Source organism: Pseudomonas triticifolii, assembly GCF_014358015.1.
Classification (GTDB): domain Bacteria; phylum Pseudomonadota; class Gammaproteobacteria; order Pseudomonadales; family Pseudomonadaceae; genus Aquipseudomonas; species Aquipseudomonas triticifolii.
Genome location: NZ_JACONV010000008.1, coordinates 87,768 through 103,411 on the forward strand (window position 1 = coordinate 87,768; position 15,644 = coordinate 103,411).

A 15,644-nucleotide genomic window follows, 5' to 3' on the forward strand; every position below is an offset into this window, starting at 1 on the left:
AGCCGTTATAAAGAGAGGGCGATGCTGACGGCCCCTGCGACGAATCCCGACATCCACCGGCTATCTCAGGTAGAATGCGCGCCCGGTTTTTGGAGAAGCTCATGACCCTGCTCAAATTCAGCGATGTGTCCCTTGCTTTCGGCGCCATGCCGTTATTGGACAAGGTGTCCTGGCAGATCGCCCGTGGTGAGCGGGTGTGCATCATTGGCCGCAACGGCACTGGCAAATCCAGCATGCTGAAGCTGGTCAAAGGCGTTCAGAAGCCCGATGAAGGCGCTGTCTGGCGCGCTCCGGGCCTCAAGATTGGCGAATTGCCCCAGGAATTACCGGTTGCCGACGGACGGACGGTGTTCGACGTGGTGGCCGAGGGCCTGGACGGCGTTGGCGCATTGCTCGCCGAATACCACCATCTGGCTCAGAACTGCGTGACCGAGGAAGACCTCAACAAGCTCATGCATGTGCAGCAGGACCTCGAAGCCCGCGATGGCTGGCGCTTGCAGCAATTGGTCGAAAGCACCCTCAGTCGTCTGCAGTTGCCTGCCGACAAGACCCTGGCCGAGCTGTCCGGCGGCTGGCGTCGCCGTGTTCTGCTGGCTCAGGCACTGGTTTCAGAACCTGATCTGCTGCTGCTCGACGAACCGACCAACCACCTGGACATCGGTGCAATCGCCTGGCTTGAAGAAGCCCTCAAGGATTTCCAGGGTGCCGTGTTGTTCATTACGCACGACCGTGCATTCCTGCAGAACCTGGCGACCCGTATTCTGGAACTGGATCGTGGCGGCCTGATCGATTGGGACGGCGACTACGCCAGCTTCCTCGTGCACAAGGAAGCGGCTTTGGCGGCCGAAGAGACCGCCAACGCACTGTTCGACAAGCGTCTGGCCCAGGAAGAAGTCTGGATTCGCCAGGGCATCAAGGCCCGTCGTACCCGTAATGAAGGCCGTGTGCGCGCCCTGAAAGAGCTACGCGTTGAGCGCAGCGAGCGCCGCGAACGAACCGGCAAGGCCAACATCCAGCTCGACACGGCCGAGAAATCCGGCAAGCAGGTCATGGTGCTGGACAACGTCAGTTTCGCACACCCGGGCGGCCCGATGCTCATCAAGGACTTCTCCATGGTCCTGCAGCGCGAAGACCGTATCGGTCTGTTGGGTGCCAACGGTACCGGCAAGACCACGCTGCTCAAACTGATGCTGGACAACCTGCAGCCAACCGGCGGCAAGGTGGAAGTGGGTACGCGTCTGGACGTTGCCTACTTCGACCAGTTGCGTCACCAGCTCGATCTGGAAAAGACCGTGATCGACAACGTGGCCGAAGGCCGCGACTTCATCGATATCGATGGGCAGAGCCGTCACGTACTGAGCTACCTGGGTGACTTCCTGTTCAGTCCGCAGCGCGCACGCACGCCGGTCAAGGCGCTGTCCGGTGGCGAGCGGGCCCGTCTGTTGCTGGCGAAGTTGTTCAGCAAGCCGGCGAACCTGCTGGTCCTTGACGAACCGACCAACGACCTGGACGTTGAGACCCTTGAGCTGCTTGAAGAAGTGCTGTTGACCTTCAAGGGCACGGTACTGATGGTCAGTCACGACCGGGCATTCCTCGACAACGTCGTCACCAGCACGCTGGTATTCGAAGGCGAGGGCAAGGTGCGCGAGTATGTGGGGGGTTATCAGGACTGGCTGCGTCAGGGCGGTTCTCCGCGCCTGCTGGGTGTGGCTGATACCAAGTCAGGCAAGGCCGAGCTGGCCAGTGCTGTCGTCCAGGCTGCTCCGGTAGCCGCTCAGGACATGCCGGTTGCCAAGAAGAAACTCAGTTACAAGCACCAGCGTGAGCTGGAAGCCTTGCCGGGTCAGATCGACGAAGTTGAAGGCAAGATGGCGGCTCTGACGGCTGAAATGGCTGCGCCGGGTTTCTATCAGCAGCCAGCCGAGCAGACCACTGCGGCACTGGCTCAGATGGAAAGTCTGCAGGGCGAGCTGGATGCGTTGCTGGAGCGCTGGGCCGAACTGGACGAGTGATCGTCTGACTCGTCAGGCAATAAAAAGCCCGGATCATGTCCGGGCTTTTTAGGTGTTACCCCGAGCTTATTCCGGTTTCTTGAGGCGTACAGCCAGTACATCGCAAGGTGCGCCGTGCAGCACGTCATTGGCGGTCGAGCCCAATAGCAAGGCCAGGCCATGACGGCCGTGGCTGCCAACGACAATCAGGTCGCAGTTCTGATTCTTGGCCAGTTGATGGATTTCCTGGCGCGGCTGGCCGTAGACCAGGTGGCTTTCGCCTGCTTTCATCTGCGGGTATTTGATCTTCAGTTTCTGCAGCTTCTCCTTGGCCTGGTCGAACTGCTGTTGTTGCAGTTGTGACAGGTCCATCGGAACGTCGCCTCCGAAGGCCATCGCCATCGGCTCCACGATGTGCACCATCGACAGCGTCGCGCCGCTGGCTTCTGCCAGTTCTCGGGCGCGACGAATGACCGGGTCGCATTCGTCGGTGAGGTCAATGGCAACCAGAATATGTTGATACGACATGAGGGTGTCCTCCGAGAGGGTGGCAATGGTGTGAGTATGGCGCTTTCGTTCGCATCTGGGCAGACCCCGTGCAAGCCACTGTTTTCAAATTGTTGTTTTTAGCCTGAGTCGGGCGGGGGCAAGAAATATGACGGTCTGGATAGTCCTGTCAATCATTTGTGTGATGTTGAGTCCGCTTGTCTGGTTGCGCCCCTCGCGCCATCAGAGTGGCAGGATGGCGTTGCGCATGGAGGCGCGGCGTATCGGCATGGCCATGCAACTGGCTCCTCAGGAGTGGCCGCACTGGCTCGCCAAGGAGCCTCCCAGCCCGTGTGCGCAATACCACCGTCCACGCCGAAGCTCGAAACCGGATGTCTGGGTGTACTGGCAGCGTGAGCCAGGGACCTGGGTCAACCGCTGGCGTGAGCCTTGTGAGGACGCCGCTTTGCTCGCCCACTTCAGCACGCTGCCGGCTGATGTCTTCAAGGTCGAGGCGGATGCACAGATGATTGCGGTGTACTGGTCGGAACGCGGCGAAGCAGAAGTGTTGCAGCGTATTAATGCAGTGCTCAAGGCGCTCGCCTGAGCCCTGGCTGAATCGCAGGCAATAAAAAGCCCGATAACAACATCGGGCCGGGGTTGGCCAGGCAGGCCGATAATTCCTGGTATGCCGGCACCCAGATCGCTGAATGCCGGTTATCACCGCTGCGCACCCGCCATCAATTGCATCGCAGGCCTCTTGTGGCGCAGTGCGCTGACTGTAGACCTTCTGCTCTCTTTTGTCGCGTTTTTCTCGACACTTCCCGCAAATGAGCCTCAACGGTGCAGAATCTGCAGGCTTTAGCCTGATCTGCGCGTTATCAATTCCTTGAATGATGGCAAATCAAACATCAGTTGGCCGGTCAGGAATCGCTTGTGCCTTTTGCAATCGGCCGTTTTTATTGACGTTTTGGCGAATTGACAATTATCCGCTTTTGCCTGATGGTGTGCGTACCCAAATCAAACGGGCGTATGAAATGAGCGTTTGTTCGTCAGACGGCTCTGACAGAATCCTGGCTACCGCGTCGCAGCGGATGTACGTGTGATTTGGCGTGTTCATCGACGGCGACGTCGTAGTCTCGCTGAACGTTAATGTTCAGCGAGTATTGTTCAGCTTCCATATTGTGGAGATCAGTTGATGATTTACGAAGGTAAAGCCATCACGGTTAAGGCTCTTGAAAGTGGCATCGTCGAATTGAATTTCGACCTCAAGGGTGAGTCCGTCAACAAGTTCAACCGCCTCACCCTCAACGAGCTGCGTCAGGCAGTGGATGCCCTCAAGGCTGACGCGTCGGTTAAAGGTGTGATCGTCACCAGCGGCAAAGACGCATTCATCGTCGGCGCTGACATCACCGAGTTTGTCGACAACTTCAAGTTGCCCGAAGCCGAACTGGTCGCCGGCAACCTGGAAGCCAACCGGATCTTCAGCGATTTCGAAGACCTTGGCGTGCCGACAGTCGTCGCCATCAACGGCATTGCGCTGGGCGGCGGTCTGGAGATGTGTCTGGCGGCCGATTACCGCGTCATGTCGAGCAGTGCGAAGATCGGCCTGCCGGAAGTCAAGCTGGGTCTGTACCCGGGCTTCGGTGGTACGGTTCGTCTGCCTCGTATTATCGGTGCCGACAACGCCATCGAGTGGATTGCATCCGGCAAGGAAAACGCGGCTGAAGATGCCCTGAAAGTGGGCGCTGTGGATGCCGTTGTCGCGCCTGAAAAGCTTCAGGCCGCAGCGCTAGACCTGATCAAGCGCGCCATCTCCGGCGAGTTCGATTTCAAAGCCAAACGTCAGCCTAAACTGGACAAGCTCAAACTCAACGCCATCGAGCAGATGATGGCGTTTGAAACGGCCAAGGGTTTTGTTGCCGGTCAGGCCGGTCCTAACTACCCGGCACCGGTCGAAGCGATCAAGACCATCCAGAAAGCCGCGAACTTCGGTCGTGACAAGGCGCTGGAAATTGAGGCTGCCGGTTTCGTCAAAATGGCCAAGACTTCTGCTGCGCAGAGTCTGATCGGCCTGTTCCTGAACGATCAGGAGCTGAAAAAGAAAGCCAAGGGCTACGACGAAGTCGCCAAGGACGTGAAGCAGGCCGCCGTGCTCGGTGCCGGCATCATGGGCGGCGGCATCGCTTACCAGTCAGCGGTCAAGGGTACGCCGATCCTGATGAAGGACATTCGTGAGGAGGCCATTCAATTGGGCCTGAACGAAGCGTCCAAACTGTTGGGCAACCGCGTCGAGAAAGGCCGTCTGACGCCTGCGAAGATGGCCGAAGCGCTTAACGCGATTCGTCCTACGCTGTCCTACGGTGACTTCGGTAATGTCGATCTGGTCGTCGAAGCCGTGGTCGAGAACCCCAAGGTCAAGCAGTCGGTGCTGGCCGAAGTCGAAGCGCAGGTGGGCGAACACACCATCCTGGCCTCCAACACTTCGACTATCTCCATCAGTCTGCTGGCTCAGGCGCTCAAGCGCCCGGAAAACTTCGTGGGCATGCACTTCTTCAATCCGGTGCACATGATGCCGCTGGTGGAAGTGATTCGCGGTGAGAAGTCCAGCGAAGAGGCCGTGGCGACTACCGTCGCTTACGCCAAGAAGATGGGCAAGAACCCGATCGTGGTCAACGACTGCCCTGGCTTTCTGGTTAACCGCGTACTGTTCCCGTACTTCGGCGGTTTTGCCAAGCTGGTCAGCGCGGGCGTCGACTTCGTGCGCATCGACAAGGTGATGGAGAAGTTCGGCTGGCCAATGGGCCCTGCCTACCTGATGGACGTGGTCGGTATCGACACCGGCCACCATGGTCGTGACGTCATGGCAGAAGGCTTCCCGGACCGCATGAAAGACGATCGCCGTTCGGCTGTCGACGTGCTGTACGAAGCCAAGCGTCTGGGTCAGAAGAACGGCAAAGGCTTCTACGCCTACGAGATGGACAAGAAGGGCAAGCCGAAAAAGGTCAACGATCCGGCCGTGCTGGACGTGCTCAAACCAATCGTTTTCGAGCAGCGTGAAGTGACCGACGAAGACATCATCAACTGGATGATGATCCCGCTATGCATGGAAACCGTACGCTGCCTGGAAGACGGTATCGTTGAAACCGCCGCTGAGGCCGATATGGGCCTGATCTACGGTATTGGTTTCCCTCCATTCCGTGGTGGTGCGCTGCGTTACATCGACTCGATCGGTGTTGCCGAATTCGTTGCCCTCGCTGACCAATATGCCGAGCTGGGTGCCTTGTATCAACCGACCGCGAAGCTGCGTGAGATGGCCAAGAACGGCCAGAGCTTCTTCGGTTAAGCGCCTTTCTGAGGAATGAACATATGAGCTTGAATCCAAGAGACGTCGTGATTGTCGACTTCGGTCGCACCCCGATGGGCCGTTCCAAGGGCGGCATGCATCGCAACACGCGTGCTGAAGACATGTCCGCGCACCTGATCAGCAAATTGCTGGAGCGAAACAGCAAGATTGATCCGGCCGAAGTCGAAGACGTGATCTGGGGTTGCGTCAACCAGACCCTGGAGCAGGGCTGGAACATCGCCCGCATGGCGTCGTTGCTGACCCAGATTCCGCATACTTCCGCTGCGCAGACCGTGAGCCGCCTGTGCGGTTCTTCCATGAGCGCGCTGCATACCGCTGCCCAGGCGATCATGACCGGTAACGGTGATGTGTTCGTGATCGGTGGTGTTGAGCACATGGGCCATGTCAGCATGATGCACGGCGTTGATCCGAACCCGCACATGTCGCTGTACGCCGCCAAGGCATCGGGCATGATGGGCCTGACTGCCGAAATGCTGGGCAAGATGCACGGTATCACCCGCGAGCAACAGGATGCTTTCGGCCTGCGCTCTCACCAACTGGCTCATAAGGCGACGCTGGAAGGCAAGTTCAAGGACGAGATCATCCCTATGCAGGGATATGACGAAAACGGCTTCCTCAAGGTCTTCGACTACGATGAAACCATTCGTCCCGATACCACCCTGGAAAGTCTGGCGGCGCTCAAGCCGGCGTTCAATCCCAAGGGCGGTACTGTGACGGCGGGCACGTCTTCGCAAATTACCGACGGCGCTTCGTGCATGATCGTGATGTCCGCGCAGCGTGCCAAAGACCTCGGCATTCAACCGATGGCAGTGATCCGTTCCATGGCTGTTGCCGGCGTAGACCCCGCAATCATGGGCTATGGCCCGGTACCTGCTACTCAGAAAGCACTCAAGCGTGCCGGCTTGAGTATCTCGGATATCGACTTCTTCGAGCTCAACGAAGCTTTCGCTGCACAGGCCTTGCCAGTGTTGAAAGATTTGAAAGTGCTCGACAAGATGAACGAGAAGGTTAACCTGCATGGCGGCGCCATCGCTCTGGGCCATCCATTTGGATGTTCCGGTGCGCGTATCTCCGGCACCTTGCTCAATGTCATGAAGCAGAATGGCGGCAACCTTGGGGTTTCCACCATGTGCATCGGACTGGGTCAGGGCATCGCGACCGTCTTCGAACGCGTCTGATTGCCTGGCGTGATGCAAGCCGGGGCTTGATGCCCCGGCTTTTGTATTTTTGAAAAAGCAGTTTTTTGCCGAATGTTTTGGCTTTTTTTTCTGTTTTGAACCTGTTTCACGAGGGCTGCACATGCAACTGCAACCAGGGCTCTATCGCCATTACAAAGGGCCGCAATATCGCGTTTTCAGCGTGGCGAAGCATTCCGAAACCGAAGAGGACGTGGTGTTCTACCAGGCGCTCTACGGCGATTTCGGCATGTGGGTTCGTCCTCTGGAAATGTTTCTGGAGGTCGTCGAGGTTGACGGCGAGCAAGTCCCGCGCTTTGCTTTGGTCCACGCGGAACCAAGCCTGTTTTCCGGATCGTGACTCGGCAATTCACAACAGGCTGTGCTTGACCTCACCTTGTAGCCACTATATATAGCGTGGCCTTTACAAGCTCGTCATTGTCTTTCATCTAGTATTCAGGAATTTTCTGATCCATGGGCAAATCGCTGGTCATCGTGGAATCCCCGGCTAAGGCCAAGACCATCAACAAGTATTTGGGCAACCAGTACGTGGTGAAGTCGAGTATCGGCCATATCCGAGACCTGCCCACCAGCGGTTCGGCCAGTGCTGCCAAAGAGCCTGCCGCCAAGCGTGGCAAGGCCGCCGCTGGCGAGGGCCCGGTACTGACGCCGAAAGAAAAGGCGCAGCGCCAGCTGGTATCGCGCATGGGCGTCGATCCGGAGCATGGCTGGAAAGCCAAGTACGAAATCCTTCCCGGCAAGGAGAAGGTGATCGAAGAGCTGCGCAAGCTCGCCAAGGATGCTGACACCATCTATCTCGCGACGGACTTGGACCGCGAAGGGGAAGCCATTGCCTGGCACCTGCGCGAAGCCATCGGTGGCGATGACAGCCGCTACAAACGCGTGGTGTTCAATGAAATCACCAAGAAAGCCATTCAAGAGGCTTTCTCCAGGCCCGGCGAGCTGGATATTGCCCGGGTCAACGCCCAGCAGGCGCGTCGCTTCCTGGACCGCGTCGTCGGTTACATGGTCTCTCCATTGTTGTGGCAGAAGGTTGCGCGTGGCCTGTCGGCAGGTCGTGTGCAGTCGGTTGCCGTGAAACTGGTGGTGGAGCGTGAGCGCGAGATTCGTGCTTTCAATCCCGAAGAGTATTGGGAAATCCACGCTGACCTGGGCACTGCCAAAGGCGCCAACGTGCGTTTCGAAGTCGCCCGTGAAAACGGTGAGGCCTTCAAGCCGCTGAACGAAGCGCAGGCTATGGCGGCACTGGAAAAGCTAAAGGCTTCCAGCTACAGCATCGTCAAGCGCGAAGACAAGCCGACCAGCAGCAAGCCGTCCGCGCCCTTTATTACGTCGACCCTGCAGCAGGCCGCGAGCAACCGCCTGGGCTTCGGTGTGAAGAAGACCATGATGATGGCTCAGCGCTTGTACGAGGCTGGCTATATCACCTATATGCGTACCGACTCGACCAACCTGTCGGCTGACGCGGTAAGCATGGCGCGCGATTACATCGAAACCGAGTTCGGCAAGAAGTACCTGCCGGAATCGCCGAACGTGTACAGCAGCAAGGAAGGCGCACAGGAGGCGCACGAAGCGATTCGTCCTTCCGACGTCAACATGCATCCCTCCAAGCTTTCGGGCATGGAGCGCGACGCCGAGCGCCTTTATGAGCTGATCTGGCGTCAGTTCGTCGCTTGCCAGATGCCGCCTGCGCAATACCTGTCGACCACTGTCAGCGTTGCAGCGAGCGATTTCGAGCTGCGCGCCAAGGGCCGCATCCTCAAATTTGACGGTTACACCCGTGTACTGCCGCAGATGGCCAAGCCTGGCGATGATGACGTGCTACCGGACATGGCGCAGGGTGAAACCCTGAAGCTTAACAAGCTCGATCCGACCCAGCACTTCACCAAGCCGCCTGCGCGTTACTCCGAAGCGAGCCTGGTCAAGGAAATGGAAAAGCGCGGTATCGGTCGTCCGTCGACTTACGCGGCGATTATTTCGACCATCCAGGATCGTGGCTATGTAGCGCTGCATAACCGCCGCTTCTACTCTGAAAAGATGGGTGACATCGTCACAGGACGTCTGTCGGAGAGCTTTGCCAACCTGATGGACTACGGCTTTACCGCCGGCATGGAAGAAAACCTCGACGACGTCGCCCAGGGCCAGCGCGACTGGAAAAACGTGCTGGACGAGTTCTACGGCGATTTCCGCAAGAAGCTGGAAGTGGCCGAAGCGCCTGACGGCGGCATGCGTGCCAATCAGCCGGTCATGACCGATATCCCGTGCAAGGTCTGCGGGCGTCCGATGCAGATCCGTACCGCCTCGACAGGTGTGTTCCTGGGCTGCTCCGGCTACAGCCTGCCGCCCAAGGAGCGCTGCAAGGCGACCGTCAACCTCACGCCTGGCGACGAGATTGCCGAAGATGACGAGGGTGAATCGGAGTCCAGGGTTCTGCGTGGCAAGCATCGCTGCCCGATCTGCAGCACGGCCATGGACGCTTATCTGCTCGACGAGAACCACAAGCTGCATATCTGCGGTAACAACCCGGATTGCACAGGTTACGAGATCGAGAAGGGCACCTACCGGATCAAGGGCTACGAAGGTCCGAGTCTGGAGTGCGATAAGTGCGGCAGCGAAATGCAGCTCAAGACCGGCCGTTTCGGCAAGTTCTTCGGTTGCACCAATTCTGACTGCAAGAATACCCGCAAGCTGCTCAAGAGCGGCGATGCGGCGCCGCCGAAGATGGATCCGGTCAAGATGCCGGAACTCAAGTGCGACAAGGTCGATGACACCTATATTCTGCGTGACGGTGCTTCGGGGCTGTTCCTGGCCGCCAGCCAGTTCCCGAAAAACCGTGAAACCCGCGCACCGTTGGTCATCGAGATTGCACCGCACAAGGACGAGATTGATCCCAAGTATCACTTCCTCTGCGAAGCGCCGAAGAAGGACCCGGATGGCCGTCCGTCGGTGATCCGTTACAGCCGCAAGACCAAGGAGCAGTACGTGCAGACCGAGGTCGAAGGCAAGCCTACCGGCTGGCGCGCGTTCTATGATGGCAGCGCCTGGAAGGTCGAAGACAAGCGTTGACGGGCAGGCGTCCGGCACTTGGGTGTCGGACGCCGGTCTGACTGTATGCGGTCAGGCTAAGCTGGTCTTATTCGATTGTGATGGAGAGTGTTGCCATGGCTCATGAACTCTATACCCGCACCAACCAGAAGATCTATTTTGCAGGGCTTGCACTTGAGGCGCTGGGCAAGGCCGAAAACGGCCAGGTCATTAATGCGCAAGCGTTGCAGCAGGCCGAGCGAGAGTCCGTGCTGTTTCATTTGTATGGCGCGCTGCTCGGGCTTTGCCACGAGATTGCCGGTTTCTATCGTCTGCCTCAGGCGGGCGCGCCTCGTGCAGAGCTATTGCTGACTCAAGAAGTACTGGACGCCATTGCAATTCCGGAAATGGCTGAGCTGGTCGAGCTGGCTCATCATCGCGAGACCTGGCTGGCCAGGCTGCTGGCTGCGTATAACGCTTTATTCCAGCCGCCACGCGCTCCTGCGAAACCCAAAGGCGACGTGACTCAGCCCCTGATCGTGGCGGTGAATCTGGATAACGAGCAAGCGCCGGAGCTGACGCGTGAGGAGCTGGAAAGCTGGCGTCAACAGCTTAAAAGTCTGGCCATTCGCTTTCGTGAAGGCTTGAGCGAGTGCTGAAAAGCAATGATTGATGGGCTGGCAGGCTGTTACAATGCCAGCCTATTGCGGAGTAACTGTACCAATGCCTACCTCTTTTCTTGAAATTGTCGAACTGCCTGATGGCCGCATCGAGCTGCGCCGTGCCGATGACGAGGGCTCGCTGGTTACGCTGGATTTCTCGGCAGACGCCAAGGCGTTCATGCAGGGGCAGCATGTCGAAGTTGCCAAGGCCATGTTGAGCGTAGGCGTGCAAATGGCCGGTCGCCTGGCAGAAGGCGAGATCGAAAAGGAAGACGGGCCGCGCATTCTGCACTGATCGCAGCGTCGTCCAGCGACCGGGTGTTCAGCCCAGTCGAATATTCAGGCTTTGCGCTTCCCCGACCCTCGCTGCACTGATCAACTGCTGGCGCGCCGCTGTGCCGAGTGGACTGATCCAGCTCACCACTGTGTGACTACGGCCCAGCCTCAGCGCTTCGCGAGTCAGCTCCAGTGCGCTTTGAGTGCCGCGTGGCTGAAGCAGAAGAATCCGCTCCCGGTTCAGTCCCGCATCACGCAGCCATGTCTGAGTAAGGCTTGAGGGTGGTGCAATGAGCGTCAGCCAGCGTGCATCGGCTTCCTGGCTCAATTCGCGAAGAATAGGAGCAAGCAGGTTCAGGCAGTTCCCGGCGGCACCACGTAAGGACAATTCGCTGAAAGGCTCCGGCTCGTTGCTCCAGGGCGATTCTACGACGTCTTTCAGCATCGGGGCGATAGGCTGGGCCATGAACGCCTCGAACAGCGGCAGTTGCGAATGCGGTGCTTGATGGAACTGCATAACGTCTCCTTAGCGGCGAATGACGCCGACGCTCAAACCTTCGATCACCAGATCCTGATCCTTGAGGTCGACCTCGATGGGTGCGAACTCCGGGTTTTCAGCCAGCAGCCACACTTTGCTGCCTTCACGCTTGAAGCGTTTGACCGTGACTTCGTCGCCGATCCGGGCAACGACGATCTGGCCGTTACGTGCCTCGCGGGTGGTGTGCACCGCCAGCAGATCGCCGTCCAGAATGCCGATGTCCTTCATGCTCATGCCATGCACGCGCAACAGGTAATCGGCACTTGGGTGGAAAAAGGTCGGATTGATGTTGCAGGATTCTTCGATGTGCTGTTGCGCCAGAATGGGAGCGCCAGCAGCCACACGGCCAATGATCGGCAGGCTGCTTTCGTCGGATTTCGCTTCAAAGCCCGGGATACGAATGCCGCGTGAAGCGCCTGGGGTCATTTCAATGGCACCCTTGCGGGCAAGCGCCTTGAGATGCTCTTCAGCGGCATTGGGCGATTTGAAGCCCAGTTCCTGAGCGATTTCCGCTCGGGTCGGGGGGAAGCCGTTGTCTTCAAGACAGCGTTTGATGAAGCCCAGGATTTCAGCCTGGCGTGGCGTCAGTTTGATCATGTTGAGCGCTCTGTCTTTTTATACAGTGACTGGGATTATATACAGTGAAGGCGGCTTGGCAATCGTCCATTTCATTTTTACCGTCCGGCGGCGCTGTCGAAGACTGTCGATCCCGTCCATGAAAGACTGAACAAGGCACGTAACTCAGCGATTCATGACTGCATTCGTGACTGTCTGGCCATAAAATGAACGGGTTTGCTTGACAACAGGGCGGCCTGATACGTATGTTTCAAACGTTCGTTTGTTAGGCAGAGAGCCATGGCACAGTCGGAAACCGTTGAACGCATTCTTGACGCTGCGGAGCAGTTGTTCGCAGAAAAAGGTTTTGCTGAAACCTCATTGCGTTTGATCACCAGCAAGGCCTCCGTCAATCTGGCTGCGGTGAACTACCATTTCGGGTCCAAGAAAGCCCTGATCCAGGCGGTGTTCTCGCGCTTTCTCGGCCCCTTTTGCATCAGTCTGGATCGTGAACTGGAGCGCCGTCAGGCCAGGCCCGAGCACAAGCCCTCGCTTGAAGAGCTGCTTGAAATTCTCGTTGAGCAGGCACTGGTTGTACAACCGCGCAGCGGCAATGACCTCTCCATTTTCATGCGCCTGCTGGGCCTGGCTTTCAGCCAGAGCCAAGGCCACCTGCGACGTTATCTCGAAGACATGTACGGCAAGGTGTTTCGCCGCTATATGACGCTGGTCAACGAAGCGGCTCCGCGTATTCCTCCCATCGAGCTGTTCTGGCGCGTGCACTTCATGCTCGGAGCCGCCGCTTTCAGCATGTCCGGTATCAAGGCGCTGCGTGCGATTGCCGAAACCGATTTCGGCGTCAATACGTCGATCGAGCAGGTCATGCGTTTGATGGTGCCTTTCCTGGCGGCTGGCATGCGCGCCGACACCGGTGTGACCGACGCTGCAATGATTGCCGCCCAGCTCAAGCCTCGCAACAAGACCAGCAGCGCGCCCGCGGCTGCGCCTGTCGCTGCCAAGGTCTGAGAATCCCCCAGGCCTGAACATCGTCCAGCCCCTTCGCATTGCACAGGGCTTCAGGATCAAGCACCATGCCCGCATTGATATTGGGCACTGGTGTATAAGGGTTTTTTTCTATGAGTTCAGGCCTGCAAGGCTCCCTGATGGTCGACGTCGCCGGCACCTGGCTGACCAGCGACGACCGTCAGTTTCTGCGTCAGCCCGAAGTGGGCGGTCTCATCATCTTCGCTCGAAACATCGAGCATCCCCGCCAGGTTCGTGAGCTGAGCGCTGCCATTCGCGCCGTTCGACCTGATCTGCTCCTGGCGGTGGACCAGGAGGGCGGGCGAGTCCAGCGGTTGCGTCAAGGTTTCGTGCGCCTGCCCGCGATGCGCGCCATCGCCGACAAACCTGACGCCGAGCTACTTGCCGAGCATTGTGGCTGGCTGATGGCGACCGAGGTACTGGCAGTAGGACTTGACCTGAGTTTCGCCCCGGTCCTGGATCTGGATTACCAGCGCAGCGCGGTGGTCGGCACGCGGGCTTTCGAAGGCGATCCGGAGCGTGCTGCACGGCTGGCGGGTGCTTTCATTCGCGGCATGAACGCGGCAGGCATGGCCGCCACTGGCAAGCATTTTCCGGGGCATGGCTGGGCGGAGGCCGACTCCCACGTCGCCATCCCGACCGATGAGCGCAGCCTTGAGCAAATTCGCGCCAATGATCTGGTGCCGTTCGCGCGCTTGAGTCAGCAACTGGCGGCGGTCATGCCCGCTCACGTGATTTATCCGAAGGTCGATTCGCAACCGGCCGGTTTTTCGCGACGCTGGCTGCAGGGCATCCTGCGCGACGAACTGAAATTTGATGGCGTTATCTTCAGCGATGACCTGTCGATGGCCGGCGCGCATGTGGTCGGTGATGCGGCGAGTCGCATCGAAGCGGCACTGACTGCCGGTTGCGACATGGGGCTGGTGTGCAACGATCGTGCGGCCGCAGAGCTGGCACTCAGTGCGGCGCAGCGTATGAAGGTCACGCCTTCGGCACGCATCGCGCGCATGCGTGGCAAGGCCGTTGCCAGTACTGACTATCGACAGCATCCTCGCTGGTTGACCGCGCTTGCGGCACTGCGCAACGCCCAATTGATCGACTAAGGATTAGCAATGACTGTTTACGCAATTATTGGTGGCACCGGTCTGACTCAGCTCGAAGGGCTGAACATTCGTCAGTCGCTGCCTATGAATACCCCTTACGGTGCGCCGTCGGGCGATATCCACATGGGCGAATACGCCGGGCGTGAAGTGATGTTCCTGGCGCGTCATGGTCATCCGCATCGCCTGCCGCCTCATCAGGTCAACTACCGCGCCAATATCTGGGCCTTGAAGCAGGCCGGTGCCGAGGCCATTCTGGCAGTGAATGCGGTGGGTGGCATTCATCCGGCAATGGGCACCGGACATTTTTGCGTGCCACACGACCTTATCGACTACACCAGCGGTCGCCAGCATACATTTTTCGCCGACGACCTTGAGCAGGTGACGCACATTGATTTCAGCTATCCCTACAGCGAAGCACTGCGTGCGCGTCTGATTGCTGCGCTTGCGGCAGGCGGTTGCGAGTTCAGTGAGCGCGGTGTCTACGCCTGTACGCAGGGGCCGCGTCTGGAAACCGTGGCAGAGATCATTCGTCTGGAGCGTGACGGGTGTGACATCGTGGGCATGACGGGTATGCCTGAAGCGGCGCTGGCCCGTGAACTGGAACTGGATTACGCCTGTCTGGCGCTGGTGGTCAACCCGGCGGCAGGCAAATCGTCGGCGGTGATCACCATGGCCGAGATCGAGCAGGCGCTGCATGACGGGATGGGCAAGGTGAAGGCTGCACTGGCCCACGTATTGTCGGCTCAGTAGTCTCAATCAAGCCTTACCTCAAGGGCTGCCATTAAGCGGCCCTTGAGGTGCCCCGGTCACAGCATTCGTTTGAGTGTGTTGTCCTTGCGCACGACGTGATGCCAGAGAGCAGCGATGACGTGCAGGCCAATGACGTAGTAGAAGATCGAACCCAGCAGCTTGTGCAGGTCTTCGAAGTTTTCGGCGAGATGGTCTGACGTCGCAAAAGGCCAGGGTATCTGCAGGTCAGTGAGCGGAATGGGCAGCGCCCCTTTTTCCACCATGACGGTCAGCAGTCCCAGTACCGGCTGGATGAACAGAAAGGCGTAGAGCGCGTAATGCGTCAGGGTTGAGGCAATGCGCAATGCGCCTTCCAGGGGGGGCGTTATGGATGGCGGCTGATGACGGCGTCGTTCAGCCACTCGGAAGAAGGCCATCGCCAAAATCAGAATGCCGACCCAGAAGTGACTCTGCACGACCAGCATCCGGAGTTCGGATCCCTTTCCGAATTGGCTGCGGCTGAGGATCAGTGTGTAGGCAAGCACGATCAAAGCGGCCATGAGCCAGTGAAACCAGCGGGCCTTTCGGGTGTAGCGTTGAAACGACGGTACATCCACTGTTGAGTTCCTCGTCACGTTTTCAGGCTCGGTGCATGGGTTTCAGGTTTTTCGAA

The 15,644-nt window shown here is 58.5% G+C and carries 15 protein-coding genes; 11 read left to right on the forward strand and 4 right to left on the reverse strand.

The annotated features are described in order from the left end of the window. Window positions 1–101 precede the first annotated feature (101 nt). Window positions 102–2,012 carry an ATP-binding cassette domain-containing protein gene (locus tag H8S56_RS13395; protein ID WP_024689281.1) on the forward strand — a complete coding sequence of 637 codons (1,911 nt, stop codon included), beginning with the start codon at window positions 102–104 and terminating at the stop codon, window positions 2,010–2,012. A gap of 66 nt (window positions 2,013–2,078) precedes the next feature. Here H8S56_RS13395 and H8S56_RS13400 read toward each other — a convergent pair whose 3' ends face one another. After that, window positions 2,079–2,519 carry a universal stress protein gene (locus H8S56_RS13400; protein ID WP_024689280.1) on the reverse strand — a complete coding sequence of 147 codons (441 nt, stop codon included), beginning with the start codon at window positions 2,517–2,519 and terminating at the stop codon, window positions 2,079–2,081. A gap of 127 nt (window positions 2,520–2,646) precedes the next feature. Between H8S56_RS13400 and H8S56_RS13405 the strand changes: the two genes are divergently transcribed. The 7 genes from H8S56_RS13405 to H8S56_RS13435 all read left to right on the forward strand — a co-directional run bounded on the left by H8S56_RS13405 (window position 2,647) and on the right by H8S56_RS13435 (window position 11,021). Continuing rightward, complete coding sequence (locus tag H8S56_RS13405; RefSeq protein WP_024689279.1) at window positions 2,647–3,084, forward strand: hypothetical protein; 438 nt, start codon at window positions 2,647–2,649, stop codon at window positions 3,082–3,084. Window positions 3,085–3,675: 591 nt separating this feature from the next. Beyond that, entirely contained in the window at window positions 3,676–5,823 is a 2,148-nt protein-coding gene (gene fadB, locus H8S56_RS13410) for a fatty acid oxidation complex subunit alpha FadB (RefSeq protein ID WP_024689278.1), read from the forward strand. 23 nt (window positions 5,824–5,846) lie between these two features. Then, window positions 5,847–7,022: an acetyl-CoA C-acyltransferase FadA gene (fadA, locus tag H8S56_RS13415; protein WP_024689277.1), complete on the forward strand. Its 1,176-nt coding sequence runs from the start codon at window positions 5,847–5,849 to the stop codon at window positions 7,020–7,022. Between the two features lie 121 nt (window positions 7,023–7,143). Continuing rightward, window positions 7,144–7,380, forward strand: coding sequence for a DUF1653 domain-containing protein (locus H8S56_RS13420; protein WP_187518915.1), 237 nt, complete (start codon window positions 7,144–7,146; stop codon window positions 7,378–7,380). Window positions 7,381–7,493: 113 nt separating this feature from the next. Beyond that, window positions 7,494–10,106, forward strand: coding sequence for a type I DNA topoisomerase (gene topA, locus H8S56_RS13425; RefSeq protein ID WP_024689275.1), 2,613 nt, complete (start codon window positions 7,494–7,496; stop codon window positions 10,104–10,106). Window positions 10,107–10,201: 95 nt separating this feature from the next. Next, the gene (locus H8S56_RS13430; protein ID WP_024689274.1) at window positions 10,202–10,723 is read left to right on the forward strand and encodes a DUF6586 family protein; all 522 of its coding nucleotides are present in this window, start codon (window positions 10,202–10,204) and stop codon (window positions 10,721–10,723) included. 64 nt (window positions 10,724–10,787) lie between these two features. After that, entirely contained in the window at window positions 10,788–11,021 is a 234-nt protein-coding gene (locus H8S56_RS13435) for a hypothetical protein (protein ID WP_024689273.1), read from the forward strand. A gap of 27 nt (window positions 11,022–11,048) precedes the next feature. On the opposite strand, the gene sulA is transcribed toward H8S56_RS13435, so the two are convergent. Further along, window positions 11,049–11,519: an SOS-induced cell division inhibitor SulA gene (sulA, locus tag H8S56_RS13440; RefSeq protein ID WP_024695595.1), complete on the reverse strand. Its 471-nt coding sequence runs from the start codon at window positions 11,517–11,519 to the stop codon at window positions 11,049–11,051. Between the two features lie 9 nt (window positions 11,520–11,528). After that, window positions 11,529–12,137 carry a transcriptional repressor LexA gene (gene lexA, locus H8S56_RS13445; protein ID WP_024689271.1) on the reverse strand — a complete coding sequence of 203 codons (609 nt, stop codon included), beginning with the start codon at window positions 12,135–12,137 and terminating at the stop codon, window positions 11,529–11,531. A 258-nt stretch (window positions 12,138–12,395) separates the two neighbouring features. Here lexA and psrA point away from each other — a divergent pair, with 258 nt between their 5' ends. The 3 genes from psrA to H8S56_RS13460 all read left to right on the forward strand — a co-directional run bounded on the left by psrA (window position 12,396) and on the right by H8S56_RS13460 (window position 14,992). Further along, window positions 12,396–13,121, forward strand: coding sequence for a transcriptional regulator PsrA (psrA, locus tag H8S56_RS13450; RefSeq protein WP_024689270.1), 726 nt, complete (start codon window positions 12,396–12,398; stop codon window positions 13,119–13,121). A gap of 122 nt (window positions 13,122–13,243) precedes the next feature. Beyond that, window positions 13,244–14,242, forward strand: coding sequence for a beta-N-acetylhexosaminidase (nagZ, locus tag H8S56_RS13455; protein ID WP_187518955.1), 999 nt, complete (start codon window positions 13,244–13,246; stop codon window positions 14,240–14,242). 9 nt (window positions 14,243–14,251) lie between these two features. Continuing rightward, complete coding sequence (locus tag H8S56_RS13460) at window positions 14,252–14,992, forward strand: S-methyl-5'-thioinosine phosphorylase (RefSeq protein ID WP_024689268.1); 741 nt, start codon at window positions 14,252–14,254, stop codon at window positions 14,990–14,992. Window positions 14,993–15,048: 56 nt separating this feature from the next. On the opposite strand, the gene H8S56_RS13465 is transcribed toward H8S56_RS13460, so the two are convergent. Beyond that, window positions 15,049–15,588, reverse strand: a complete 540-nt coding sequence (locus tag H8S56_RS13465) for a cytochrome b (protein WP_187518916.1) — start codon at window positions 15,586–15,588, stop codon at window positions 15,049–15,051. Window positions 15,589–15,644 lie beyond the last annotated feature (56 nt).